Source organism: Paenibacillus auburnensis (assembly GCF_927798115.1).
In the GTDB taxonomy this organism is placed as follows: domain Bacteria; phylum Bacillota; class Bacilli; order Paenibacillales; family Paenibacillaceae; genus Paenibacillus_AQ; species Paenibacillus_AQ auburnensis.
In genome coordinates, this window is record NZ_CAKMMG010000001.1 from 988598 (window position 1) to 1012010 (window position 23413).

At 48.8% G+C, this 23413-nt stretch carries 28 protein-coding genes; 6 read left to right on the forward strand and 22 right to left on the reverse strand.

Going from position 1 to position 23413, the window contains the following annotated elements:
• Nucleotides 1-82 precede the first annotated feature (82 nt).
• Nucleotides 83-1297, reverse strand: a complete 1215-nt coding sequence (locus tag L6H70_RS04465) for an MFS transporter (protein WP_236330161.1) — start codon at nucleotides 1295-1297, stop codon at nucleotides 83-85.
• Between the two features lie 78 nt (nucleotides 1298-1375).
• Nucleotides 1376-2143, reverse strand: a complete 768-nt coding sequence (locus L6H70_RS04470; RefSeq protein ID WP_236330162.1) for a DUF1836 domain-containing protein — start codon at nucleotides 2141-2143, stop codon at nucleotides 1376-1378.
• Nucleotides 2144-2258: 115 nt separating this feature from the next.
• Here L6H70_RS04470 and L6H70_RS04475 point away from each other — a divergent pair, with 115 nt between their 5' ends.
• The gene (locus L6H70_RS04475) at nucleotides 2259-3581 is read left to right on the forward strand and encodes a hemolysin family protein (RefSeq protein WP_236330164.1); all 1323 of its coding nucleotides are present in this window, start codon (nucleotides 2259-2261) and stop codon (nucleotides 3579-3581) included.
• Nucleotides 3582-3760: 179 nt separating this feature from the next.
• Here L6H70_RS04475 and L6H70_RS04480 read toward each other — a convergent pair whose 3' ends face one another.
• Genes L6H70_RS04480 through L6H70_RS04490 form a run of 3 tightly spaced genes read right to left on the reverse strand, consistent with a single transcriptional unit; the run spans nucleotide 3761 to nucleotide 5127 of the window.
• Nucleotides 3761-4267 (reverse strand): GNAT family N-acetyltransferase, encoded by a 507-nt coding sequence (locus L6H70_RS04480; protein WP_236330167.1) that lies wholly within the window; start codon nucleotides 4265-4267, stop codon nucleotides 3761-3763.
• A 24-nt stretch (nucleotides 4268-4291) separates the two neighbouring features.
• Complete coding sequence (locus L6H70_RS04485) at nucleotides 4292-4726, reverse strand: GNAT family N-acetyltransferase (protein WP_236333120.1); 435 nt, start codon at nucleotides 4724-4726, stop codon at nucleotides 4292-4294.
• A gap of 47 nt (nucleotides 4727-4773) precedes the next feature.
• Nucleotides 4774-5127 carry a VOC family protein gene (locus tag L6H70_RS04490; RefSeq protein ID WP_206100213.1) on the reverse strand — a complete coding sequence of 118 codons (354 nt, stop codon included), beginning with the start codon at nucleotides 5125-5127 and terminating at the stop codon, nucleotides 4774-4776.
• A 150-nt stretch (nucleotides 5128-5277) separates the two neighbouring features.
• Between L6H70_RS04490 and L6H70_RS04495 the strand changes: the two genes are divergently transcribed.
• Nucleotides 5278-6624, forward strand: a complete 1347-nt coding sequence (locus L6H70_RS04495; protein ID WP_236330168.1) for a TrkH family potassium uptake protein — start codon at nucleotides 5278-5280, stop codon at nucleotides 6622-6624.
• Nucleotides 6625-6696: 72 nt separating this feature from the next.
• Here the strand turns inward: L6H70_RS04495 and L6H70_RS04500 are convergent, their stop codons facing one another.
• Nucleotides 6697-6972, reverse strand: a complete 276-nt coding sequence (locus L6H70_RS04500; RefSeq protein WP_236330170.1) for a hypothetical protein — start codon at nucleotides 6970-6972, stop codon at nucleotides 6697-6699.
• Between the two features lie 164 nt (nucleotides 6973-7136).
• Here L6H70_RS04500 and L6H70_RS04505 point away from each other — a divergent pair, with 164 nt between their 5' ends.
• The 3 genes from L6H70_RS04505 (at nucleotide 7137) to L6H70_RS04515 (ending at nucleotide 10009) form a co-directional block, all read left to right on the forward strand.
• On the forward strand, nucleotides 7137-8369 hold the full coding sequence (locus tag L6H70_RS04505; protein ID WP_236330173.1) for an aminopeptidase: 1233 nt from the start codon (nucleotides 7137-7139) through the stop codon (nucleotides 8367-8369).
• 33 nt (nucleotides 8370-8402) lie between these two features.
• Nucleotides 8403-9641: an aminopeptidase gene (locus L6H70_RS04510; protein WP_236330175.1), complete on the forward strand. Its 1239-nt coding sequence runs from the start codon at nucleotides 8403-8405 to the stop codon at nucleotides 9639-9641.
• Between the two features lie 194 nt (nucleotides 9642-9835).
• Nucleotides 9836-10009, forward strand: a complete 174-nt coding sequence (locus L6H70_RS04515; protein WP_206105357.1) for a hypothetical protein — start codon at nucleotides 9836-9838, stop codon at nucleotides 10007-10009.
• An 80-nt stretch (nucleotides 10010-10089) separates the two neighbouring features.
• On the opposite strand, the gene L6H70_RS04520 is transcribed toward L6H70_RS04515, so the two are convergent.
• From L6H70_RS04520 to L6H70_RS04560, 9 genes are all read right to left on the reverse strand, one after another.
• A complete protein-coding gene (locus L6H70_RS04520) occupies nucleotides 10090-10779 on the reverse strand; it encodes an AlkZ-related protein (protein WP_236330177.1) in 690 nt (229 codons plus the stop codon).
• A gap of 34 nt (nucleotides 10780-10813) precedes the next feature.
• Nucleotides 10814-11404 carry a TetR/AcrR family transcriptional regulator gene (locus tag L6H70_RS04525; protein ID WP_236330179.1) on the reverse strand — a complete coding sequence of 197 codons (591 nt, stop codon included), beginning with the start codon at nucleotides 11402-11404 and terminating at the stop codon, nucleotides 10814-10816.
• A complete protein-coding gene (locus L6H70_RS04530; RefSeq protein ID WP_236330182.1) occupies nucleotides 11405-12124 on the reverse strand; it encodes an MBL fold metallo-hydrolase in 720 nt (239 codons plus the stop codon).
• 76 nt (nucleotides 12125-12200) lie between these two features.
• Nucleotides 12201-12665 carry a DUF6773 family protein gene (locus tag L6H70_RS04535; protein WP_236330184.1) on the reverse strand — a complete coding sequence of 155 codons (465 nt, stop codon included), beginning with the start codon at nucleotides 12663-12665 and terminating at the stop codon, nucleotides 12201-12203.
• Nucleotides 12662-12856 (reverse strand): helix-turn-helix transcriptional regulator, encoded by a 195-nt coding sequence (locus L6H70_RS04540; protein ID WP_236333122.1) that lies wholly within the window; start codon nucleotides 12854-12856, stop codon nucleotides 12662-12664. The genes L6H70_RS04535 and L6H70_RS04540 overlap by 4 nt, the downstream gene beginning before the upstream one ends.
• 163 nt (nucleotides 12857-13019) lie before the next feature.
• A complete protein-coding gene (gene pstB, locus L6H70_RS04545) occupies nucleotides 13020-13793 on the reverse strand; it encodes a phosphate ABC transporter ATP-binding protein PstB (RefSeq protein ID WP_236330186.1) in 774 nt (257 codons plus the stop codon).
• Nucleotides 13794-13829: 36 nt separating this feature from the next.
• A complete protein-coding gene (gene pstA / locus L6H70_RS04550) occupies nucleotides 13830-14726 on the reverse strand; it encodes a phosphate ABC transporter permease PstA (protein WP_054940782.1) in 897 nt (298 codons plus the stop codon).
• Nucleotides 14723-15556, reverse strand: coding sequence for a phosphate ABC transporter permease subunit PstC (gene pstC / locus L6H70_RS04555; RefSeq protein WP_423802804.1), 834 nt, complete (start codon nucleotides 15554-15556; stop codon nucleotides 14723-14725). The genes pstA and pstC overlap by 4 nt, the downstream gene beginning before the upstream one ends.
• Before the next feature lie 169 nt (nucleotides 15557-15725).
• The gene (locus L6H70_RS04560) at nucleotides 15726-16682 is read right to left on the reverse strand and encodes a phosphate ABC transporter substrate-binding protein (protein ID WP_236330190.1); all 957 of its coding nucleotides are present in this window, start codon (nucleotides 16680-16682) and stop codon (nucleotides 15726-15728) included.
• Between the two features lie 298 nt (nucleotides 16683-16980).
• Here L6H70_RS04560 and L6H70_RS04565 point away from each other — a divergent pair, with 298 nt between their 5' ends.
• Nucleotides 16981-17877, forward strand: a complete 897-nt coding sequence (locus L6H70_RS04565; protein WP_236330192.1) for a LysR family transcriptional regulator — start codon at nucleotides 16981-16983, stop codon at nucleotides 17875-17877.
• Between the two features lie 165 nt (nucleotides 17878-18042).
• Here L6H70_RS04565 and L6H70_RS04570 read toward each other — a convergent pair whose 3' ends face one another.
• The 7 genes from L6H70_RS04570 to L6H70_RS04600 all read right to left on the reverse strand — a co-directional run bounded on the left by L6H70_RS04570 (nucleotide 18043) and on the right by L6H70_RS04600 (nucleotide 23344).
• Complete coding sequence (locus L6H70_RS04570; RefSeq protein ID WP_236330194.1) at nucleotides 18043-18867, reverse strand: class I SAM-dependent methyltransferase; 825 nt, start codon at nucleotides 18865-18867, stop codon at nucleotides 18043-18045.
• A gap of 45 nt (nucleotides 18868-18912) precedes the next feature.
• Nucleotides 18913-19827 carry a DMT family transporter gene (locus L6H70_RS04575; RefSeq protein ID WP_236330196.1) on the reverse strand — a complete coding sequence of 305 codons (915 nt, stop codon included), beginning with the start codon at nucleotides 19825-19827 and terminating at the stop codon, nucleotides 18913-18915.
• 161 nt (nucleotides 19828-19988) lie between these two features.
• Nucleotides 19989-21125: a zinc-dependent alcohol dehydrogenase gene (locus L6H70_RS04580; RefSeq protein ID WP_236330199.1), complete on the reverse strand. Its 1137-nt coding sequence runs from the start codon at nucleotides 21123-21125 to the stop codon at nucleotides 19989-19991.
• A gap of 113 nt (nucleotides 21126-21238) precedes the next feature.
• Nucleotides 21239-21424 (reverse strand): hypothetical protein, encoded by a 186-nt coding sequence (locus L6H70_RS04585; protein ID WP_236330200.1) that lies wholly within the window; start codon nucleotides 21422-21424, stop codon nucleotides 21239-21241.
• Nucleotides 21421-22272, reverse strand: a complete 852-nt coding sequence (locus L6H70_RS04590; RefSeq protein WP_236330202.1) for a VanW family protein — start codon at nucleotides 22270-22272, stop codon at nucleotides 21421-21423. Before L6H70_RS04590 ends, L6H70_RS04585 begins: the two co-directional genes overlap by 4 nt.
• Nucleotides 22269-22790 carry a cysteine hydrolase family protein gene (locus tag L6H70_RS04595; RefSeq protein ID WP_236330205.1) on the reverse strand — a complete coding sequence of 174 codons (522 nt, stop codon included), beginning with the start codon at nucleotides 22788-22790 and terminating at the stop codon, nucleotides 22269-22271. Before L6H70_RS04595 ends, L6H70_RS04590 begins: the two co-directional genes overlap by 4 nt.
• A gap of 167 nt (nucleotides 22791-22957) precedes the next feature.
• Nucleotides 22958-23344: a VOC family protein gene (locus L6H70_RS04600; protein ID WP_236330206.1), complete on the reverse strand. Its 387-nt coding sequence runs from the start codon at nucleotides 23342-23344 to the stop codon at nucleotides 22958-22960.
• Between the last annotated feature and the right edge of the window lie 69 nt (nucleotides 23345-23413).

Genomic DNA, 23413 nt, shown 5'->3' on the forward strand with positions numbered 1-23413 from the left:
CCGAGCCTCTTGTACAATTCACTATTCATATTAGCATTGTTGCCGGAATGACTTCAAGTAGCAGATAGACAAGTTTGTGTACCTATTCGAGTTCGATCCCTTTAGTCTCTTTCCCCAGCAGCAGCACTGCAAATGCACCAATGACAATCGTTACGAAAAACAGCATGAATATCGAGCTGATGCCGACAGATTTTCCTACGAGCACACCGACCAGCAGCGGAGCCAGAATCCCGCCGATCCGGCCAAAGGAGGTAGCCAGCCCCGCACCTGTGGAGCGGATGGCTGTCGGATACAGCTCAGGAGTGTAGGCATACATACCGCCCCATGCGCCGAGATTGAAGAATGATAGGCAGATCCCGGCAGCCATCAGCATGCCTTCTGTCGTCGCGTTACCGAACCAGGCAGCACTACCAGCAGTCAGCAGTAAATAAATAACAAGCACAAACTTACGCCCGAACTTCTCTATGAAATACGCGGCTGTGAAATACCCAGGCAGCTGAGCGAGCGTCATGATGAGCACGTATTCGAAGCTCTTGACGAGGCTGAATCCTTTCAGCACCATCACCGTAGGAAGCCACAGGAACATTCCATAGTAAGAAAAGACAACCGTGAACCAAAGAATCCATAGCATAATCGTCGAACGGCGGTATTCCGGCGACCAGACGGCAGCAATCCGCTTACCCAGCGGTACCGGTGCTTTTTTCTTCATTTCCGCAAACCGCGGAGAATCCTCGATGGCACGGCGTAAATAAAGAGCGTATAACGCCGGAACGGCCCCTATGGCAAAAGCTACACGCCAGCCGTAATCCGGAATGACGAAATAGGCGATTAAGGCCGCAGCGATCCAGCCCACCGCCCAGAAGCTCTCCAGAAGGACGACAGCCCTTCCTCTTTCCGCAGCAGGCATACTTTCGGATACCAGCGTTGAAGCAACGGGTAATTCTCCGCCCAGGCCGAACCCGGCAATAAACCGCAGTACACACAGTATGGCAAAGCCTGCCGCAAAAGCTGATAAGCCGCTCGCCAGGGAGAAGATCAGCAGCGTCCATAACAGCACCGATTTTCGGCCGAAACGGTCGGCCAGAATGCCCGCAGCCGCAGCACCGGCTGCCATCCCTAGAGAATTTATACTGGTTAAGAGTCCGATCTTCTCCGGACCCAGCTCCCACTCTTTGGCCAGCGCGGCTACGACAAACGAGATCATCCCGACATCCATGGCGTCGAACATCCAGCTTAAACCAGCGCTCAGCAGCAGCTTGCGCCTCTTCGGATCGCGCAGCAGCGTCATTTGATTCATCCTCAAGCACCTCTTTCTAACTCCGACTATTCTACCTGGAACGATTTGTTACTCCTACACATTTTAATTTTGCAATGATTAAAAATCAAGGAATAACGCAGCATTAAAGTATTGCCTAGCCAGTGACTGAAAATAACAGGTCTGCACGGAAATTGCCGCAATCATCAGCATGTTCTGTACAGCGTCCTTTTGCGACCGTGTGAGATGCGTAAGCCTGTCCATTCTTTTCTCCAGAAATCCAATGATGGTTCTGTCCGTTTTCCAGGAATATTCCTTATGGGCACTCCGTTCAGCGATCCCCTGTGCCTGCAGAGCCGGACTTGTCTTGAGGTCCTCAAACAGCTCGGCATACCCGTAGTACAGTTCCGCTGGTTCAATCAGATCATCATCATCACGTTCGGGCTTCAGGAACAGGATGCAGAAGAGCTGGCGGATGCTCTCGAAATCAAGCACTGCTTTGAGGTCGTCTATTATAAACAGAAGCGCGGCCTGATTCACAGAATATTTCTTCCCTTCCCGCGGTGATCCTAAATATTCTTTGAAATCGCGTTTCACCCAGTTCTGCATAGCGGTAACAGATAATGTGGAATACTCAATCAGATGTCCCAGGGCAGCAATATCTGCAAGTGATAGGCCTCTGACTCTGGTACCTTTTATAATTTTCTGCAGGATCGGAGGGATATCCGTAGATAAAAAAGCAGGCAGGGATAATCCCTTCTGCACCTCTTCCTGATGGAATTTTGTCCAGGCTTCTTGCAGTATAGACAACGGCTTCCGTTCTCCATTTTCAGTCAGGGATAGCAGCAGACCTGACATTTCTTTGCGGCTCAAAGTAAAAGCTTCCATAGATGGCACCCCTTCGCCATTTGATTTTTCGTTTAAAAGTTCGTACAATAAGTTCATATGAACTCATAATATGAGTATAACCTATTTTAAAGACGAGAGGGATGGTAAAGATTTTATGGGTATAGGACTTAGTTTGACGTTGGTGGCTATTTTGATTATCTTAACCGCTTTTTTTGTAGCTACGGAATTTGCAGTGGTACGGCTTAGAGGCAGCCAGGTGAGCCAGATGGTTCTCGACGGCAAGAAGAATGCACTTGCTGTGCAGCGGGTTTCCGCTAACCTGGATGGTTACCTGTCTGCTTGTCAGCTTGGGATTACCATCACTGCACTCGGTATCGGGGCACTTGCTGAACCGGCTTTTGAGCAGCTTCTGCTGCCACTGTTCGATATGGCGAATATCAGCCACAGCGTCAGTGAGCCTATTGCGTTCGCACTAGCCTTCATCATTGCTACCTTCCTGCATGTGGTCGTGGGTGAGCTTGCTCCGAAGACTGCAGCTATAAACATTCCGGAAAAAATCGGTCAATTTACTTCACCGCTGATTATTTGGTTCTACAAAATTCTTTACCCTTTGATTTGGATTATGAACGGCTCCGCCAATATGCTTGTCCGTCTGTTCGGGATGAAGCCGGCCAGTGAGCATGGTGATGCACACTCCGAGGAAGAAATTCGTCTGATCCTCTCTGAGAGTTATGAGAACGGAAAGATTAACAAAGCAGAATACGGTTATGTGAACCGCATCTTTAATTTTGACGAAATGCTGGCGAAGGAAATTATGGTGCCGCGGACTGATATGATCTGCCTATTCTCCAACCACTCCTTGAAGGAGAATTTTGACATCATCCGTAAGGAACAATACACACGTTTCCCGGTTGCTGATGGCAGTAAAGACAATATTATCGGCATGATCAACACGAAGCAGCTGTATTTACAATATGATAATGATCCTGATTTCGATTTCAAAAAGCTGATTCTGCCGCTGTTGACGGTATCCGAGGTTACACCGGTCAAAACCCTGCTGACCCGCATGCAGCTGGAGCGTGTACACATTGCCCTGCTACTGGATGAATACGGTGGTACCTCAGGTCTGATTACCATTGAAGACATCCTGGAAGAGATTGTCGGAGAGATTCGTGATGAGTTCGACGGTGATGAGAGAAGGAATGTGGAGAAGCTCAGCGATACCCATTACCTGTTCGACGGCAAGGTCTCACTGCTAGAGATTAAACAGAAGGCCGGTATTGATTTGCATGATGACGAGGTAACGACTATCGGGGGCTGGCTCTACAGCCACTTGGACGAGCCGGCAATCGGCAAAAGCATTGACCACGAGCATATTACCCTGACGGTGCGTGAAATGAATAAGAACCGTATCCGCAAGGTTGAGGTGCATATCGGTCAGAAAAATACGGCAGATTCGTCGCAGCATCAGGAATAATCAGGCTCTATGTAAAGTTGAAGGATCATTTATAGTGTGAATCATATAAACTCTTATATAGAAGAAAGGCGCCCCTTTACAGGAGCGCCTTTGTTTTGCCCATATCCGAACGGATCCGATTAACGGTTAAATGGAATTTCTCCCGTTAATTCAAACAGAAATAGCGGCAGAAATTCCAGTTAAGCAATAATCTTGCTCATATAATACTCGTCCACCCATTCTCCGCCGATGTTCAAAGATTTCCTCTTCATGCCTTCAATCTCGAATCCGCATTTCTTATACAGTGCGATACCCCGCTCATTATGAGTCATAACAGTAAGCTCGAGGCGTACAATACCCACAGTGCGTGCCCAAGCTTCCATCTCCTGAAATAATCCGCTGCCGATCCCCATACCCTGATACTGCTGCAAGATACCAATAACAATATAGGCACTATGTTTATTCCGCCTTACGCTGCCGCCCCTGACCGATAAGTATCCTGCAAGCCCGCCATTCACCTCTGCTCCGATCAATATCGAAGTTGAAGACGCGGTAAAACTTTCAATCATTTCTTTGACCTGCTGCAGTCCGGTCTGACGTTCATCCGGCTCCAGCAGCATAAATGAAGACTCCCTGTCCAGAGTATGCTGCAGATTTAACAGTCCGGCAGCGTCCTCTGGAACGAGCTTCCGCAGTGTTACGATCATGGCCAGTCCCCCAATTTCCTTACACTACTCATTCATGTATTTCTTAAACAGCCGGCTCCCATTGCCGTCATAACCGAGCTGGGTGTAGAAATGGTGAGCCTCTACCCTTCTGGCGTTGCTTGAAAGCATGATCTTAAGCGCACCTCTGGATGCAGCCGTTTCTTCCGCATACCGCATCAGTTCGGTCCCATAGCCCTTCCCCCGTAGCTGCGGCGCTGTAACTACGCGTTCAATTACGGCGATGGGACGATCGCCACTTAACGCATCCATGCATAGATGAAGGTGCAAGGTTCCCGTAATCTCACCCGCCACATCATACACGTACAGAAAACTCTCCGGATTGCCCGCAATCTGGCTGATTCTCAAAGGGGATACATGGACCTCCTGTTGATCCGGAAGCAGAATACGGTACAAGGCTTCAATCGCAGCGGCATCCTGCGGCAATGCTTCTCTGATCATCAAAACCGCATTCTCCTTTGTTATTAGATGAATTGTTAAGGTCACCTTCAACAGCGGCAAATCATCAGAACATTCCCATCCGGGTCTTTGAAATTGAACCAGTGATCATGCTCAATATCTGTAAGTATCTCTGCCCCGCTCGCTTTAACATAATCATAAGCAGCATCAATATCCTCTGTGTTCAAATGAAAGGAAGGTACTTTGAGCACGGATTCAGAAGTGAAGATTTTACTGTCTAGAACAATTCCAGGGCCCTGCATCGGCACCACATATAAATGTCCGAACAATACCTCGCCATCCAGCGGAAGTCCCAATAAGCTGCAGTACCAGTTCTTTGACCTTTCAATGTCGCTGACCGGGATGAAGACGGCGCCAATCTGATTCAAAATCGGACTTGTCACAGCGAGTATAGCCTCCTCTTAGAGTCACAGAATAGGGTTTACTACCTATTAATTCGATAAAATCTGCCAATTCCCTGCGTTCTTTAGTGAAGCGGCAACTACTTATGATATAATTTTGACAAATTATAAATAAACGTCAGGAGAATAATTTTGGCTAATTTATCACTCGCGCATTTGAGACTGACACCGCCCAAAATATTATCGCTCGGATTTATCCTTCTGATCGCGGCCGGAACACTGCTATTATCTTTACCTGCGGCTTCGACTGGCGGCCGGATTTCATTCATTGATGCATTATTCATGGCAACCTCAGCCACCTGTGTTACCGGACTTGCTGTTATTGATACCGGTACCGAATTGACCGTATTCGGCCAAGTTGTGTTACTGGTACTGTTCCAATTTGGGGGTCTGGGTTTCGTAACAATGGCGACTTTGATTACGCTGGTGCTCAGTAAACGAATTTCATTGAAAGAACGGCTGCTCCTCCAGGAATCGATGAACCAGAATTCGATGCAGGGAATCGTAAAGCTGATCCGCCGGGTGTTAATCTACTCGCTAGTCATTCAGCTCAGCGGAGCCATTTTGCTTGCTGCAAGATTTTTGAAAGATATGCCGGTTGGCAAAGCCTTGTACTACGGATTGTTCCATAGTGTTTCTATCTTCAACAACGCCGGCTTCGATCTCTTCGGAGACGTCCATGGGCCATTCAGCGGCCTTACCCGTTATGTGGAGGATCCGATTGTGAATATTACCTCCATGCTGCTGATCTTCCTCGGCGGCATTGGCTTTATCGTATTGTCAGACGTAGTAGACTTTCCGAAACGCAAACGGCTGACCCTCCATTCCAAAGTGGTTCTGTCTACTTCGGCAGCTCTGATCGTGACCGGTGCGGCGGTCTTTTTCTGGCTGGAGCTGAATTCTACGCTGAAACCGCTGCATACCGGTGGCAAAATTATGGCCTCCTTCCTGCAGGCTATTACCCCGCGTTCCGGCGGCGTCACTACGATTGAGATCCCGCTGCTGCGCGAATCCACCCAGTTTCTAATGATTCTGCTGATGTTCATCGGGGCTGCTCCCGGATCTACCGGCGGCGGAATCAAAATCACCACCTTTGCCCTGCTGGTCGTTACTGTATATGCCAGAATTCGGGGCAAGGAGGATATCGTCGTGTTCCGCCACCGGATATCCAAGGACAATGTCTATCGGGCGATTACAATGACCCTGTTATCACTGATTCTCGTCGTAACCGCGACCATGCTGCTATCGGTTACAGAGAGTGCTGACTTTCTGACCGTGCTGTTTGAGGCTGTGTCCGCCTTCGGTACCTCAGGTATTACGATGGGGCTGACACCGGAGCTAACGACGGCCGGCAAAATTCTGATCATCATTCTGATGTTCGTTGGACGAACAGGCCCCCTTACTCTAGCTTATGCGATTAAACCCAAAAAAAATAAAGAGCTGTACCGGTACCCCGAAGGCAACATTACAATCGGATAAATGAATAAAAATGCGACCCTTAGCAGGCAGGCACTGTTGTCCTCCTCAAAGCGGTCGCATTTTTTTTGCTTATTATTCTTCTTCGTCCTCCTGGGTGTCCAAAGCGGCATCCAGCAGCTGATTAAAAAAATCATCGTCATTCTCCAGCAGAGTATCCACTTCAAGGAACTGCTCTTCACTTCCCGGCTCGCCGGCGAAGCTTAGGCTGTAGTCCCATTCACTGCCGCGTTTGCTGAAAAAAGTGATCTCATACGGGAACTTATGCTGCTCAATGGTGAATACGGTTCTCCCGACAAAGCTTTTGTCTTCCTCGCGTTTCAGCTCTGCTTTGACAATTTCTACGTTCATGCTTTTTCCTACCTTTCATCAGTTCAATCTCACATCCCCAGTATAGCATTGATATATGGGCAATTTCCTCTCTTTACTGCGCAATTGACTTTTTTCATCCGGCGGTTAATAATTTAATACAATGCATATCTAGAACTAAAAATATACCAAATGGAGGAAAACCAATGATCGATTTTGCAGCAAAGCTTAGTAAGTATGCGGATTTGGCTGTTGAGATTGGAGTTAATGTCCAGCCGGGACAGACTCTGGTAGTGAATGCACCGATTTCCGGAGCCGAGTTTGTGCGCCTGATTACTGCTAAAGCCTACGCCAAGGGAGCAAGTCTGGTCAAAGTAAACTGGAGTGATGAATTCGTCACCCGCCAGCAATTTGAGCATGCCGCTCCGGAAGTATTCACAAAAGCACCTACCTGGTATGCCGGGGAAATGACCGAATTTGCCGAGAATGGCGCTGCCATCCTGAATGTTATCGCAGAAAATCCCGATGCGCTCACAGGCATTGATCCAGAACGTATCGCCAATTTCCAAAAGACACGCGGTGCAGCACTTCAGAGATACCGTGAGCTGCAGATGTCCGACAAAGTCAGCTGGAGCATTGTGGCTATCCCTTCTCAGCCCTGGGCTGACAAAGTATTTCCGGATGTGCCGGCTGAAGAACGCGTGGATAAGCTGTGGGAAGCCATTTTCCATACCGTGCGTTTAGACCGTGAAGACCCGGTAGCCGCCTGGCAGGAGCATTTGGACACCCTGGAGCAGAAAGCCAATGTCCTTAACGCCAAGAAATATAAAAGCTTGCATTACATAGCACCCGGTACCGACCTCACTATCGAGCTTCCGGAAGGCCATCTGTGGGCACAGGGTGACAGCATCAACGCCAAGGGCCATTCCTTCGTCGCTAATATGCCAACCGAAGAAGTATTCACTGCACCGCTGAAGACAGGTGTGAACGGTACTGTTAGAGCTACCAAACCGCTCAGCTACGGCGGTAATATTATTGACGGCTTCTCTATTACCTTTGAGAACGGCCGCATCATCAGTGTAAGCGCCGAACAAGGCCAGGATTCACTGGAATATCTGATCGGCCTGGATGAAGGTGCGAAATACCTGGGTGAAGTTGCGCTCGTACCGCATAAATCCCCGATCTCCGAATCGAACATCCTGTATTTCAATACCTTGTTTGATGAGAATGCCTCCAACCATCTGGCCATCGGCACAGCTTACGCTTTCTGTCTGGAAGGCGGCAAAGAAATGACTCAGGACGAGCTGACTGCACATGGTCTTAACACGAGCGTTACCCACGTTGACTTTATGATCGGATCGCCTGAGATGGATATCTACGGCATTTCCGCAGACGGCACACAAGAACCTGTCTTCCTCAAAGGAAACTGGGCATTTTAATAATTACAGATAAAGATGGGAGGAGCTGAACCAATGCTGGATTTCAAGCAAAAGCTGGAGAATTACGCCCTGCTTGCGGTTAAGATCGGAATCAATATTCAACCCGGACAGACACTGGTGATCAATGCAGATATCGTTTCTGCAGAATTAGTGCGCCTTATCGTGCGCCAAGCCTATGAAGCCGGAGCCAAGCTGGTCAAGGTTAATTATAGCGATGAAATCGTTACACGAACCCGTTACGAACTCGCGCCGTCCGAAAGCTTCCTTGAACCGCCGAAATGGCAGGCGGATGAACTCGAGGACCTGGCCCGGAATGGTGCAGCCTTCTTGAGCGTTGTTTCCGCCAACCCGGATCTCCTCAATGGAATCGAGGCCAGCCGGATCGCCGACAATCAGCGTACAGCCGGTACAGCCATGGCCCCGTATCGTGAAATGATGATGGCCAATCATGTCAGCTGGAGCATTGTTGCCTACCCTTCCACTACCTGGGCGGCCAAAGTATTCCCCGATGCAGCACCAGAAACACAGGTTGATCTGCTCTGGGATGCAATCTTTAAGGCTGTCCGCGCCGATCAGGAGAACCCTGTGGAAGCCTGGAGCAACCATTTGGCCGGCTTGAAACAACGCTGCGACATCCTGAATGAGCGGAAATACCGCAAGCTGCATTTCACTGCAGCAGGCACAGATCTGACCCTTGAGCTGCCAGAAGGACATATCTGGTGTCAGGCTGGTGCTGTAAACGGACGGGGAGTTCCTTTCCTCGCCAACATTCCGACTGAGGAAGTGTTCACGGCGCCGCTTAAGACCGGTGCCAGCGGCAAGGTGAGCAGCACGAAGCCGCTTAGCTACGGCGGGAATATCATCGACAAATTCACCTTAACATTAGAGAATGGCAAGGTAACAGATTTCTCAGCAGAAACAGGTCAAGAAGCCTTGGCTTCGCTGCTTGCGATGGATGAAGGATCTGCTTACTTTGGAGAAGTGGCACTGGTGCCCTTCCATTCTCCAATTTCGGAAAGCGGAATCCTCTATTACACTACCCTGTATGATGAGAATGCCTCCTGTCACCTGGCTCTTGGTGCAGCTTATGCCTTCACTCTGCAGGACGGCATTGCTATGACCAAGGAACAGCTTGCCGGGCATGGAATGAACCAAAGTCTTACCCATGTCGATTTCATGATGGGATCGCCGGAGATGAACATTGACGGCATTACGGATGACGGTAACTCAGAACCGATCTTCCGGGCAGGAAATTGGGCTTCAAGCATCTAACCTCCTTCCTTTTTAATGTAAAAACTAAAGCCCCCCGCTTCTCTTATGAGAAAGCGGGGGGCTTTTTGCTCAAATTTGAAGTTTTGTTCAAATAATATTCACATAATTGTTGAAATTAATTCACAAATATGTCACAATACAATTAAGGTTTGTATTTCCAGCTCATAGCCTTATCAAATTTAGGAGGGAATCCTATGAAAGAATCATTGTCCCAGAACCTGGAGCCGAGAGAAACAGAGCGGACCAAGATTCAGCCTCCCACGGACGCAAGCATCGTAGCCTCCAATGCCATCAAATACACAGCTTACATCATGCTGCTCTTCGGTTTCCTATACTTCCTGATTGCCTACCTGGCACCAATGCTGTAAGGATGTTAAATTATATAATCACTCTAGAAAGCGCTTACGGCCCATAACTTCCCTTAGGAAGCTATAGGCCGTTTTATTATTTACCAAGACATAACTTTACGGATCCAGGCTATTGCTGCAGGTGTCCATACATCCTCCATTGCTGATTGCAGCCAGGCTGCTGCTTCCTCGCGGGAACCCTTAAACGAAGATAGGTTATTAACCTCCATCCAGTGTCCCGCTGTTTCAAAGGACGTGCTGTTCCAGCCGTTAGCCTCGCCTTCGGCATTAAGCCTGGCTTTCACGCCGGAGATCACAATATCCGCTGTTCCTTGCAGCTCAGTGAGAGCATTGTCAAACGCTGTTTTCTTTTCTTTAGCCTTCATATCTGCAAGAGCACGCAGCTCACGTGTTTCAATTCCTTCGTTGTCCCGGATGATCTGCAGGAGTAATACAGCTTCTCTGCTGGCTAAGCCGTTGTTGTAACGCTCCTCAATCTCTTGTATGCTCCCTACTGCAGCAGCAAATGCAGGGAACCAATCCCGCGAGACCAGAATCGCTTTTTTTCGGATGAATTTGCCGTAGCCGGCTAATCCTTCTCCCGGAAATCGGGCACGCCAAGCCCAAGGGTCAAGCTCCGAACCGGTATGCCAGTTCTCTGCCTTGGTCAGTCCGTTTACCGAAGGATGCTCTGGTATCAGCTGGGCCAGCGGCAGAATCCCCAGTCTGGCAATAACCTCCGCCATTTCTTCGAATGTAATTACAATGCCTTGCTCTTCCACACTCTTCATCACGTTTCCTCCCTGCGTTTAATATTCATATGAATTACTCTTTACCACTCTCTTCACCGGATCGCATGCATCGGATTCCGGCAATAAACGTTTTGATCAGCCGGGTTAAGCTAACCTCCAAATCTAACGGCATGCCGAATCCTCCCTGATTCTTGAGGGAAGCAAATCCGTGCAGAATACTCCTCAGCCCGCGGACTGCATGCAGCCCGCCTTCTTCACCAAGCTCATACCCTGCAAGCACATTGATGATTAAAGACAAAATCTGTCCGCCCGCCTCCTCAAGTGAAGTATTTCCCTCTTCCGGAGCCCGTAGCGTAGTTTCATATAGACCCGGATGCTGCCTGGCAAACTCAACATAAGCTCTACTCATGGCATGAACCGCTGCATCTCCACTGATGCCTACGATTGAGGCTTCCATAGCAGTCTGGAGCTGTTCCAGCCCGTGGATAGCCAGCAGTGTGCGCAGCTCCTTAAGCCCATTAACGTGATTATACAACGATGGAGAGCGTACGCCCAGCTTGGCCGCAAGTCCTGCCAGCGTCACTTCTGCAATGCCTTGTTCATCAGCCAATTCCGCCGCTGCAAGTACCAGTGTATGCGTATCTAGCCCTGCTCTGGGTGACATTCAATTTCCTGCCTTTCTCAGTGATTGCTGCGCTTTATTAATGGCCTGCTGCATCGCTGCGTGAGGGTTTTTTAACAGGTTGCCATGACCGGGTGCGAGAATAGTGGGTGATGATCCCAGCAGCTTCTGAGCGCTCGCAAGAGCTAATTCCTTGTTCCAGGTAGCCATAGCCGGAAAAGGGAATAATGGCACTACTGTACCCGAAACAGCCGTCCTCCGGAAGGTCTGGAAAGCATCTCCGGCAATCAGAGCGCCGCTGCGCTGATCTAGAAAGGACATTGATCCCGGGGTATGCCCTGGAGTGCTGATAGCTTGCAGTGACCCAACCAGATCTCCCTCATGCAAAAGTACATCCGCTACGGTTTTTAGTTTTTTCGGTACCGACCCTTTAATCGGTGTCTGAGGCTCACCTGGACGTAAAGAACGGTCACCTCTCAACAAGGCAGCATCCCGCTCAGAGATGTAGACCTTGGCCTCAGGAAGTTGTCTCTTAAGCTCATCTAAGGCTCCCACATGATCGCCATGGGCATGAGTCAGGACAATCCGTGTAATCGGCTTCTGCAGCTTGGCAGCAGCCGCAATAATCCCTTTAGTACTAAACGGCAACGCCGCATCGATTACAGTAAGTTCTTGTTCTTCTATAACTAGATAACAATTTACGGGAAATAAATTCGGCATCCAAGTTAACTGTAATAAATCCCCTGCTTGAGTGACTCTCATGATAACCCCTCCCAAAACTAATGTCATTAGTTACAATATAAACTAATGACATTAGTTTTGCAAGAGGGATCATGAATTATTCCAGCCTGTCCTCCGCATGTTTATTGGAGCGTCTAATCATTAACCACTGAAGCCAGGTAAACCCGATGAAAAAGATTATAGCTCCCACCAGAATGCTTGCTACGCTTTTAGTTACATCTAGCTTCTCCTTTGCCATCAGGTCATCGCCGAACATCCAAACAGCCCAGAACATGCTTGCCGCTGCCCCGCTGATCAGATTTCTTTTCTTCAGACGCTTTACATCTCCAGGCTTGTCCGGCATTAAGAACAGACCTGCTCTAATACTTCTGACCGTAAAATATAAGCAACCGACCATAACGATCAGGAAACTGTCCAGCCAATACTTCAGCTCCCATTCCAGCACAAAAGCTTTTACAATAATACTGATCATGAACCCGACAAATAGAATACCGAAACTGTGAGACCGCAGCTTGTGAACCTCTCCTGTGACTCGCTCATCCTTGATTGCTTTCCGTTTCATCCTTCCTGCTCCTCCCAAAAAAGTTCATCCAGCGTCGTTCCTAGGACTTTGCAGATGGCAATGCACAGACGGATCGTAGGATTGTATTTGCCGGCTTCAATCAGACCAATCGTCTGTCTCGTAACCCCCACTGCTTCTGCGAGCTGTTCCTGGGAGAGATCCTTCTGAACCCGCGCCAGCTTCAGCTTCATGTTCTTAAGTTCACTCACCGGATCCCCTCCTTTATTGATCGCCTTATTTGCCGATTGTAAACTATAACGGACATAATGTACATTATACATTGCATTCACCAAGTAAAAAAAGCATCCCGAGGGATGCTTCTTAAAATCAATGAGAATGATTCAGTAAAGTAAATCAGCCAAAACGGCCCATAATGTATTCCTGTGTCATTTGATTCTCCGGATTGCTGAATACCTTTTCTGTCTTGTCATATTCGACGAGTGAACCCAGATAAAAGTATGCAGTGTAATCTGAGATGCGCGCTGCCTGCTGCATGTTGTGCGTGACGATGACGATACGAAGCTCTTCCTTCAGTTCCTTGATCAGCTCTTCGACTTTACCTGTAGATACAGGATCAAGTGCCGAAGCCGGCTCATCCAGCAGCAGGATCTGCGGATTAACCGACAATGCGCGGGCGATACAGAGACGCTGCTGCTGTCCGCCCGACAAGGCGAGTGCCGAGTCTTTCAGACGGTCTTTAACCTCGTCCCACAGGGCTGCACGGCGCAGGCTGCTCTCCACAATCTCATCCAGTGCGGCCTTACCTTTAATTCCATGGTATTTTGGGCCGAATGCGATGTTGTCATAAATGGATTTATAGAAAGGATTCGGCTTCTGCCAGACCATTCCGATCTTTTGGCGCAGCTTGATAACATCCGTTCCGGAGGCATTGATGTCTACACCGTCAATCCAGATACTCCCTTTCGTTGTCGAACCGGAGATATCATCGTTCATCCGGTTTAAGGAACGAAGGAATGTCGATTTGCCGCAGCCCGAAGGCCCGATCAGCGCTGTAACTGTATTCTGGGCAAAGGGAAGGCTGATCCCCTTTACCGCTTCATATGTTCCGTAAAATATGCTCAGGTTTTCGGTTTGAAATGATTCCCGCACCGCTGCCGCTGTTCCCATCTCTTACTCCTCCTATTAATCTCTAATAATTACTGATTAGTTCATTCTTTTGGATGCTGTAAGCTTGCGGTAAATAAATCTGCCGAAGTAACGGGCAAGCAGGTTAAACAGCAGGACCATAATTACGAGCACCGCCGAGGCTCCGGCAGCGATTTGCATTGCATCCGGGGCCAGACCTTCACTGTTAACTTTCCAGATATGCACAGCCAGTGTTTCGGCCGGACGGAACGGGTTAAGCGGTGAGTTCGAATGCAGCGGATTCCAGTCTGAGAAATTCAGGCGAGGGCTGCTCATCCCAGCTGTGAACATAAGTGCCGCTGCTTCCCCGAAGACGCGTCCTGCGGACAGGATCGTTCCGGTGATGATCGTAGGCAGTGCAACCGGAAGCAATACCGAAGTCACAATCTTCCATTTGGAGAGCCCGAGCGCAAACCCTGCTTCCTTTTGCTGCTTCGGTACGGTTCGGAAAGCCTGCTCCGTAATCCGCACCATCAGCGGCAAGTTGAAGAATGTCAGAGCAATCGCACCGGAGATCAGCGAGAAGCCAAGATCAAAGTAGTTGACGATCAGGAGGAGGCCGAACAAACCCACAACAATAGACGGGAATGATGAGAGCACCTCTACGATCAGACGAATGAAACCGGTGATCTTACCTGGACGTGCATATTCCGCCATATAGATCCCGGCGCCAAGGCCGAGCGGAACGGTGATGATTAAGGTGAGCACCAGCAGATACAACGAATTGAACAGCTGCGGCCCTACTCCTCCGCCTGCGCGGATTTTTTGCGGTGCTGAGGTCAAGAAATCCCAGCTGATATGATTGAGTCCGCGGACCAGAATATAACCCAGCAGCCCAACCAGAATGGCTACAATCAGCAATGCGAAAAAGACGATAAGCGTAGTGGCGATTTTGTCTGCAGTTCTCGGCTTCAAATCTTATTTCTCCTTTCGAGCATTCTTACGAGGAGGACGAAGATAAACGTCATCAGCATAAGAACCAGCGCCATACTCCATAGCGCGTTATTTTGCGGCGAGCCCATCGTTGTGTTCCCCATACTGAGCGTAATTACACTGGTCAATGTGGAAGCCGATTCAAAAAGCGAGCGCGGCACGAAAGGCGCATTACCGATAACCATCTGCACAGCCAGAGCTTCACCGAACGCGCGGGCCATCCCCAGAACTACCCCAGTCATAATGGCTGGCAGCGTAGTCGGAAGAATCACCCGGGAGATTGTCTGCCACCGTGTGGCACCGAGCGCAAATGAGGATTCTTTCAAATTTTGCGGCAAAGAAGCAAGCGCGTCTGCAGCCACGCTTGTAATGGTCGGAAGAATCATAACCGACAGCACAAGCGCGCCTGCAGCAACCCCGATGCCCTGGCCGGGAAAGGTGTTTCGCAAGAAGGGAACAATAACACTGAGTCCTACAAAGCCGTACACTACGGAAGGTATCCCTGATAGCAGCTCGATTACCGGCTGCAGCAGCTTCTTCCCCCAGCCCGGAACAATTTCGGTCATGAACAGAGCGGCACATATACTAAGAGGACTTGCAATAAGTGCAGCGAGCAGCGTGACAAGGAATGAACCAGTAATAAAAGGCAGTGCCCCGTATGAAGGTGTATCCGCTTCAGGTGCCCACTTACTGCCAAACAAGAAATCCGACACCTTCATTTCACCGCTGACAAAGTTAGCGATCCCTTTAGACGCTACAAAATAGACCATTGATACAATGATCACGATTAGTAACAGCACACAAAAGGACATATAAATACGCCCTAAAAAGTCTTCAATATGATGTTTTTCAATCCGTGTTTTCTTTGGTTTTACCCGCAAGGTGCTCCCTCTTTCTAAAGTGAAAAGAGAGGCAGAAGATTTCCGCCTCTAATCACATGAAGTTCTAGTGGATGATATCCAGTGATAATTGTGTTTTTAATTATTTCTTAGTTACGTTGCCTTCCACATCACGGGAAACCTGCATTTGATTTGCCGGAATGTAGCCAAGGTCAACAACGTCGCCGTTTTGTACTTCGTCAGTAAGCATGTAATCAAGGAATGCTTTTACGATCTCATTCGGCTCGCCGTTAGTGTACATGTGCTCGTAAGCCCAAACCGGATATTTACCGCTAATTACGTTGTCTACAGAAGGCTCAACACCATCATAGTTCAGGGTCTTCACGGTATCGTCAAGGTAGGACAGAGCCAGGTAACCGATAGCTCCCGGAGTTTCACCGATCATTTTCTTAACTGTACCGGAGGAATCCTCTTGTACAGAGCCTTGAAGATCTTCCGTTTTGGTTCCAAGCGCAAAGTTTTCAAAGGTTGCACGGGTACCGGAGCTGCTTGGACGATTGATGATTTGAATCGCCTGATCTGCACCGCCTACATCTTTCCAGTTCGTGATTTTGCCTGTGAAAATGTCAACCAGCTGCTGCTTGGTCAAGCTGTCTACGCCTGCATCCGGGTTGGATACAGCGGCGATAGCCACAACTGCTACCTGATGGTCAACCAGTGCTTTTGCTTTTTCAGCATCGGCATCCTTCAGTTTCTCTTCTGCAAATACATCGGAGTTTCCGATATCCACTTGTTTCTCAGCAACCTGTGTCAATCCGGTGCCGCTTCCTCCGCCTTGAACCTGAATGTCAACGCCGTTATTTGCGTCCATGAAGCTTTCTGCTACTTGCTCAACGAGCGGCTGCAGGGCTGTAGAACCCGAAGCCAGGATCGATCCGCTTAAATCACTGCCGCTGCTGCTTTCTGTAGGTGTATTTGTCGCAGCTGCGTTATTGCCCCCGTTATTAGTTGCGGTATTATTTCCGTTGTTGCCGCATGCCGAAAGTGCCACTACGCTGGTTAATGCCAAAGCCATGATCCACGATTTTCTGAATTGCATTGATTTTGTTCCTCCTAAAGTTTGGTTAGCCTCTGCTTTTTTGCTTCGGAAGCATTAGCTTAGGTTTTGTGTGGTTGTGCCCCATCGAATCTGCTTCTGACAAAACTCACTTTGGAAGCTTCCTCTATGTTGTCTCTCTGCTTTACTCTTCTTATTCTAGAGCTCGTTCGTTAGAGAAAAGTCTTGGTTTTGTAAAACGGAAGATAAAAATACTAATAGAAAATGTATATCATTATAGATATAATCTATATTAGAGATATAAAACGATAAATTTTCAGTACGCATCTGGGGGAAAGTCATGAATATAACCAAACTACAAATCGTTGTTCTGATAGAAAAATATAAAAAGGTAACGGATGTGGCTTTTGAGATGGGCTTGAAGCAGCCAACTGTAACCTTTCATATGAAAAGTCTGGAAAGTGAACTGGGTACCTCACTTTTTCAATACCGAAGCGGCCGTGTACTATTGACCGATGCTGGTCGTGCGCTGTATCAATATGCTGTAAGAATCGTTTCCCTGGCTGTTGAAGCAGAGCGTAGTGTTAAGCAGTTCTCTTCGCTTACTTCAGGAAATCTGGAGCTGGAAGCTTCTTATATTCCTGGTACATATGTTTTGCCAAAGCTGCTCTCACAATTCATTAATCTGCATCCGGGCATCGATATCTCATTAAAGGTACAAAGCGACCTGCAATTGCGGGAACGGCTGCGGAGCCGGGAAATCCAGATGGCAGTATTGCATCTGGCGGATAGCGGCGATGACTTTTTTCATACGAAGATTATGGCTGACGATGAGGTGGTACTTATCTTTGCACCGGGTCATCCATTTGCACAAACTGCGGAATTAACAGCCGAGCTGCTAGCGCTTGAGCCGTGGATTCAGCATGAACCCGCTTCTTATTTGGGGGAGACGGCTGACAAATGGGCACAGGCTAACGGGGTCCGGTTATGGAATCATGCTGTGGTGAATTCTCCAGAAGCACATAAAAGAATGGTTAGTGAAGGAGGCTCCGTGGGGTTATTCTCCAAGGCGGGGATCGAAGCGGAATTGGCGCTGGGAAGTCTGCGTTATGCCCCCCTTCCGGGCAATCAGGCGGAACAGGGCGGGTTTGTACTGGCATGGCGGAAAGATCATACGCTGACACCGTTGCAGCAGGCATTTATAGAGGTTGCCGGCGAAAGCGGGTCCGCAGATTAAGCAACATATCGTTTATTAACAAACATTTTCTATATATTACCCAAATGTAGTCGTTATATTTAATGACATTAATAATTATAGTTAATGTCATTAAATAATAATAAACCGGCATGTCTGCTCTGCTTTTTGGGAAAGCTCGCATGATCATGCCGGTTTATTATTGTTTTAGTTTCTCTCAGCAACCAAGGTAAAGGTCTTGGGAATTCCCTTGTCATACACATCTGACGACAGGTTCGGCTCTTCAGCCAGCTCGCGGATGATAAGTCCGCTGCGTGCTGCCGCTGTCACAAGCTCCCCTAGTGTCCAGCGCCGCCAATAAACCACACTATGCTTCTGTTCACTTCCAGGCTCCTGCCCTGTAGCAGGCAGATATTTGGAATACGATACCTTCTTCTCTTCCAGGGTCGTGTCGAAATAATCACCGTCTACCTTATGCTTGCGTACTTTGGCTGTCGATCCCTTAGAGGTAATCAGCTTGGTCGTAACCGGATGGAAATCCCGCAGTACGAACCGTCCCCCGGGAGCCAGCAGCTGATAGACCGTGTCCATAAATGGCGTAAGATCGGTAAAATAATGGACAATCCCCATCTCGGCAAAAACAATGTCATAGGAGCTATCCAATGTTCCTTCTGGCAGCTTCAGAACATCAGAGACGATATACGTTAGCTTCACGCCTGCTTCCTCCGCCAGTTCAGCTGCATAACGAGCGTTGGCTTCAGAGAAGTCTGCTACACTCACCTCAGCTCCGAGCAGGCTGAGCGCCACAGCTTTCATACCATTTGAACCCATGAGGTTCATAATCTTCTTCCCGCTTACCTCTCCTATATAAGCATTCAGCGGAAATAATCTGCTCTGCGGATCTTTAGCCAGCTTTGCGGCAGCTTCCGCAGGTGTGCCGAAACGGCTGGTCCAGGCAGCATACGTATCTTCGTTCCATGTTTCCTCACTGGAGGAAGCCGCTGCTGGCTGGTTCAAATCATGATCATTCATTATGTTAAATACCCCTTTTATGTGTGAAGTTAGCTGTTCCTCTGCTTACGATGCGCTGGGAAGAGAATCTTCAATCCCCAGTGTTTTTTTGCGTCCTGCATATAAGTAGACAGCCAGTCCTGCCATTACAAGCAAGCCCCCGGTCCATTGCAGTCCGTTCAGCTTCTCTCCAAGCAGCAGGAAAGCCAGAATACTCGCCCCAACCGGTTCTCCGAGTATATTCATTGAGACTGTTGTAGCCGATACATACTGCATCAGCCAGTTGAATAATATGTGGCCAAAGACAGTCGGTACCACAGCCAGCAGAACGAAAATCCCCCACTCTTTCGGCGGATAATCAAAGAACGGAATACCGGCCAGCACATTATAAACCGCGAAAACTATAGATGCGGAGATAAATACAATTAGGCTGTACAGATAAGACGGCATACGGGAAACAAGGCGCTGGCCAACCATCATATGTACCGCAACAGCGGCAGTTCCGCCAATGGACAACAGATCACCTTTTACATTATCCGGAGACAGTCCAATATCACCCCAGCCGATAAATACGGTTCCGAAGATCGCAATCCCAAGACCGGTAATCGCAGAGAGTGTGCTTTTCTCTTTATACAGTACATAGCACCCAATCATAATAAAAACGGGTTCCAGCGCCATTATCATCGTTGAGCTGGCAACGGAAGTGAATTTGAGCGAGCCCATCCACAGTAAAAAATGCAAGGCGAGCATCATACCGGAGAATCCGAGCAGCACCCAGTCTTTACGGCGCAAGGCAAAGGCTGCTCCGCTGTAAGGCCGGGCAAACGGCAGCATCAGCAGCGAAGTGAACAACAGCCGGTACATGCCTTGAACAGAGGCCGGAGCCGAGGACCATTTAATAAAAATGGACGAAAAAGAGATGGCCACAATTCCAATCAGCATTAATAGCGGAACCGGAACGGGCGGTTTTTTAGCATTCACAGCAAAGCGTCCTTTCAGGTCAGTTAGATGATACCTATGTAAATTTACCTCAATTTTCGAAAAAAAGCAGCTTTTTCAGGAAAAATCATTTGATAGAGGCACAAGTTCCTGCTGCCCGCTAGAACTCATGCCTCTAAGAGTGTACAGCTATTCAGCTTATGTTAAGGCTTAAGAATCACTTTGATGCAATCCTCTTCTTTCTCTTGAAACACCTGGTAGCCATGCTCCGCTCTGCTGATCGGCAGCCGGTGGGTGATAATGTCAGTGGGATCGAACTTATTCTCCTTGATCATCTTGTAGAGGGTCGGCATGTAGTGAATGACCGGTGCCTGCCCCATTTTCAGTGAAATATTGCGTTCAAATAACTGGCCAAGAGGGAACAAATTATAGTTGAGGCCATACACACCGACTAATTGGATGGTCCCAAATTTACGGACTACCTGAGTCGCAATCCGGAAGGCCCCAAGCGACCCGCCCTGAAGCATCAAGGCTGTCTCCACCTTTTCCGCTACTGTCTTTTTAGCATCCAGCCCGACACAGTCAATGACTACATCCGCTCCGCCGCGGGTAATCTCCTTGAGATGCGCCTCGATGTCCTTGACTTTTTCAAAATTAAAAATCTCCACATTATTTGTCTTTTTGGCATGCTGTAGACGATACGGGACATGATCAACGGCGATCACACGGGAAGCTCCCTTCATCCAGGCGAACTTCTGGGTCAGCAGGCCGACCGGACCGCAGCCCAGGACAATTACGGTATCTCCGGGCTTCACACCAGCACTTTCAACCCCCCACCAGGCGGTAGGTACAATGTCAGAGAGGAAGAGCAGCTTCTCATCCTCCATCTCCGCATCCTCCGGCACCACGAACGGTCCGAAGTTGCCATAAGGCACTCTAAGCAATTCTGCCTGGCCACCGGCATAACCTCCGTACGTATCTGAATAACCCAGGAATCCTCCGGTGTCCTTGGCCTCATTCGAATGATCGCACTGGCTTTCCATCTCATGCTGGCAGAAATAACATTGTCCGCAGGCTACGTTAAAGGGAATGATGACACGGTCCCCTTTTTTCACTTTAGTAACCTCCGGTCCCACATCCTCGACAATTCCCATCGGCTCATGCCCGATGACGTAATCATCATGCATGCCCGGAATTTCGCCGTTATAAATATGCAGGTCGGAGCCGCAAATTGCGGTAGAGGTGATGCGTACAACAATATCGTCCTTTTTTTCCAGCTTAGCGTCGGCTACTTCCTTGACTTCGACTTTCTTTTTCCCTTGATATGTTACTGCCTTCATGACGAGGTCCACTCCTTTGGAAATAGAGTAATGAACTTAGCGGGCTACAGTGGTTAGCAGCATACTATGTTATAACCCTAAACTCCTCTGGCTTATCCCCAAATCTGAAAGTCTTAACCCTCAATATGCCTGAAAAAGTCAAATACACCCTCCATCAGAAGCCAAGCTCCAAGACCAGCGGCTGTCAGAAGAACGATGAACAACACCAGCCAAACCCTGATATGCCGTTGCCGAGTGCTTCTCCTGCTTAGCCCCACTTCCTCATCAGTCTTCCAATACCAGTCCTTACCGGGCTTCATGAGGGTTTCGACGCTCCTTCCGTGCCGGCAGGCGGATACAGCAGCGGGGAGTACATCATCAGCGCATGGTTCTCCGCCACAGCCTCATCCCCTGCAAGTTCTCCGCTGCGTGTCAGCACCTTGCGCCGGATGATGTTGCTGCGGATGTAGCCGCCCCATGGCTCCAGGCTGATCACATGATCCGCCTCGTATACTTCATAACGGTACATTTGCTCCGCTTCGCATCTCCACTCACCATGCAGGTGAGTGGCATCCAGATGAAGCTTCAGCTGATACGTATGCTCTGTATTGTTCTTGAGCTGCAGATCAAGGTAATTATAGGCGCATGTAGCTCCACTGCCAAAAGGCTGAGTCCGGCGCTCATCCGGGAAGACATCATAGCTGTGCCGGTGCCGCTCGGTTACGGTCAGTGGTGTGTGCAGCGTCATCCAGTAGATCAGATTGGATAGCTGGCATAACCCCCCACCCGTGCCGGAACGAAAACCTCCGGAATAGAGAACCATTCCGTCCAGATAGCCTTTGCGGCGGGTCGGCTTGCCGATGCTTCGCCAATAGGAGAAGGTCTCGCCGGGACGGATCAGCAGTCCATCCAGTTTCGCTGCGGCCAGCCTCAGGTTCGTGATTTTATTGTACTGGAGCTGCATATCTACATTCCGTAAACTGCGCAGCAGCGGTGTTGCATGACTGGCTGCTTTATGGTCCAATGGGTCAGCCGTGCGAACCTTCGCCTTTTTAACAGGTCGGGTCAGCCATTGTAAGTATCTCTTCCAGGTAAAATACCGCTTGCCGGCAAACAGCCTCAGCCGGGAACGGCGGATTGGCTTCATCGCGGTTTTCACTGGATTCATTGAAACGTTATTTCATCGGCAGGACTCAGGCTTACAAACCTTCCACCGAGCACTCCATTGTGATGCCTCACAATTTCTTCACCGCTTAGCTTTCCATTATCGAAGGTACTGTGTGCATCCTGAACGAGTATACTGTTGTAACCCATACTGTAGGCACAACGGCACGTAGTATCCAGACAGAACTCCGTTTGCATCCCGCAGATCACAAGATCTGTAATTCCTTGACGCTGGAGCTCTTCATGCAGCCGGGTCCGGTGAAAAGCATCCCAGGTCGGCTTCTCAACGATTGTCTCACCTTCCCGGGGCTTCACAAGGCTGCTGATCTCCCAGGTCGGCAATCCCCTGGTATACTCCTCGTCTTCCGTATGCTGAATATACACAACCGGAATGTTTGCGGATCGCGCTTTATCGAGCAGAGATACAATCCGGTTCATTACATTGTCCACGTCATACAGCTTCATATCCGGATAAGAAAACATCGCCTCTTGAACATCAATAATTAGCAGTGCGGTTGACATTGATAACTCCTCCTTGGCTCTTCGATACTACTTTACTATTTATACTGAAAAAGATTATATCAGACCAAGAGGCCCAGTAGATCCGCAACAGGTGAAATTTCTGGATACGCTTGAATCAGGCGGTCTCTATCATCCACCGGGTTACAATCGCGGCTTGCACGGTTTTGCTACCCGCTTGTCCGGCTAACAATTTGGATGGGGTTTCCATCCGGATCCTGAACCCATCCTGAACGCAGACCGTTCAAGAAATCATGTGGTTCTGACAGCAGCACGCCACCATTCTCCAGCACATATTGTACCGCAAGGTCAGTGTCTTCTGTCCACAGGACAATTTCACTGCCGGAATTCGCCCCTGGTGTCAACCCGTGTATTTTATGGGTAGATTCCTTGGTTGCCAGCCCGACCTTAAACCCGTCCAGCACAAATTCATGATGTACCGCTTGACCCTCAACTTCGGCAGTAAATGTCAGCTTAAACCCAAGCATTTCATAGAACTCCCGTGAAGCGGCTAAATCGCTGACGTAGAGATTAATCTGCGGCGATTTGAATTCCATGGCAGTACCTCCTTTTTTATGAAAAAATGATCATTCCGCTATTCCATATTATAACTTTTCATAAGGCAA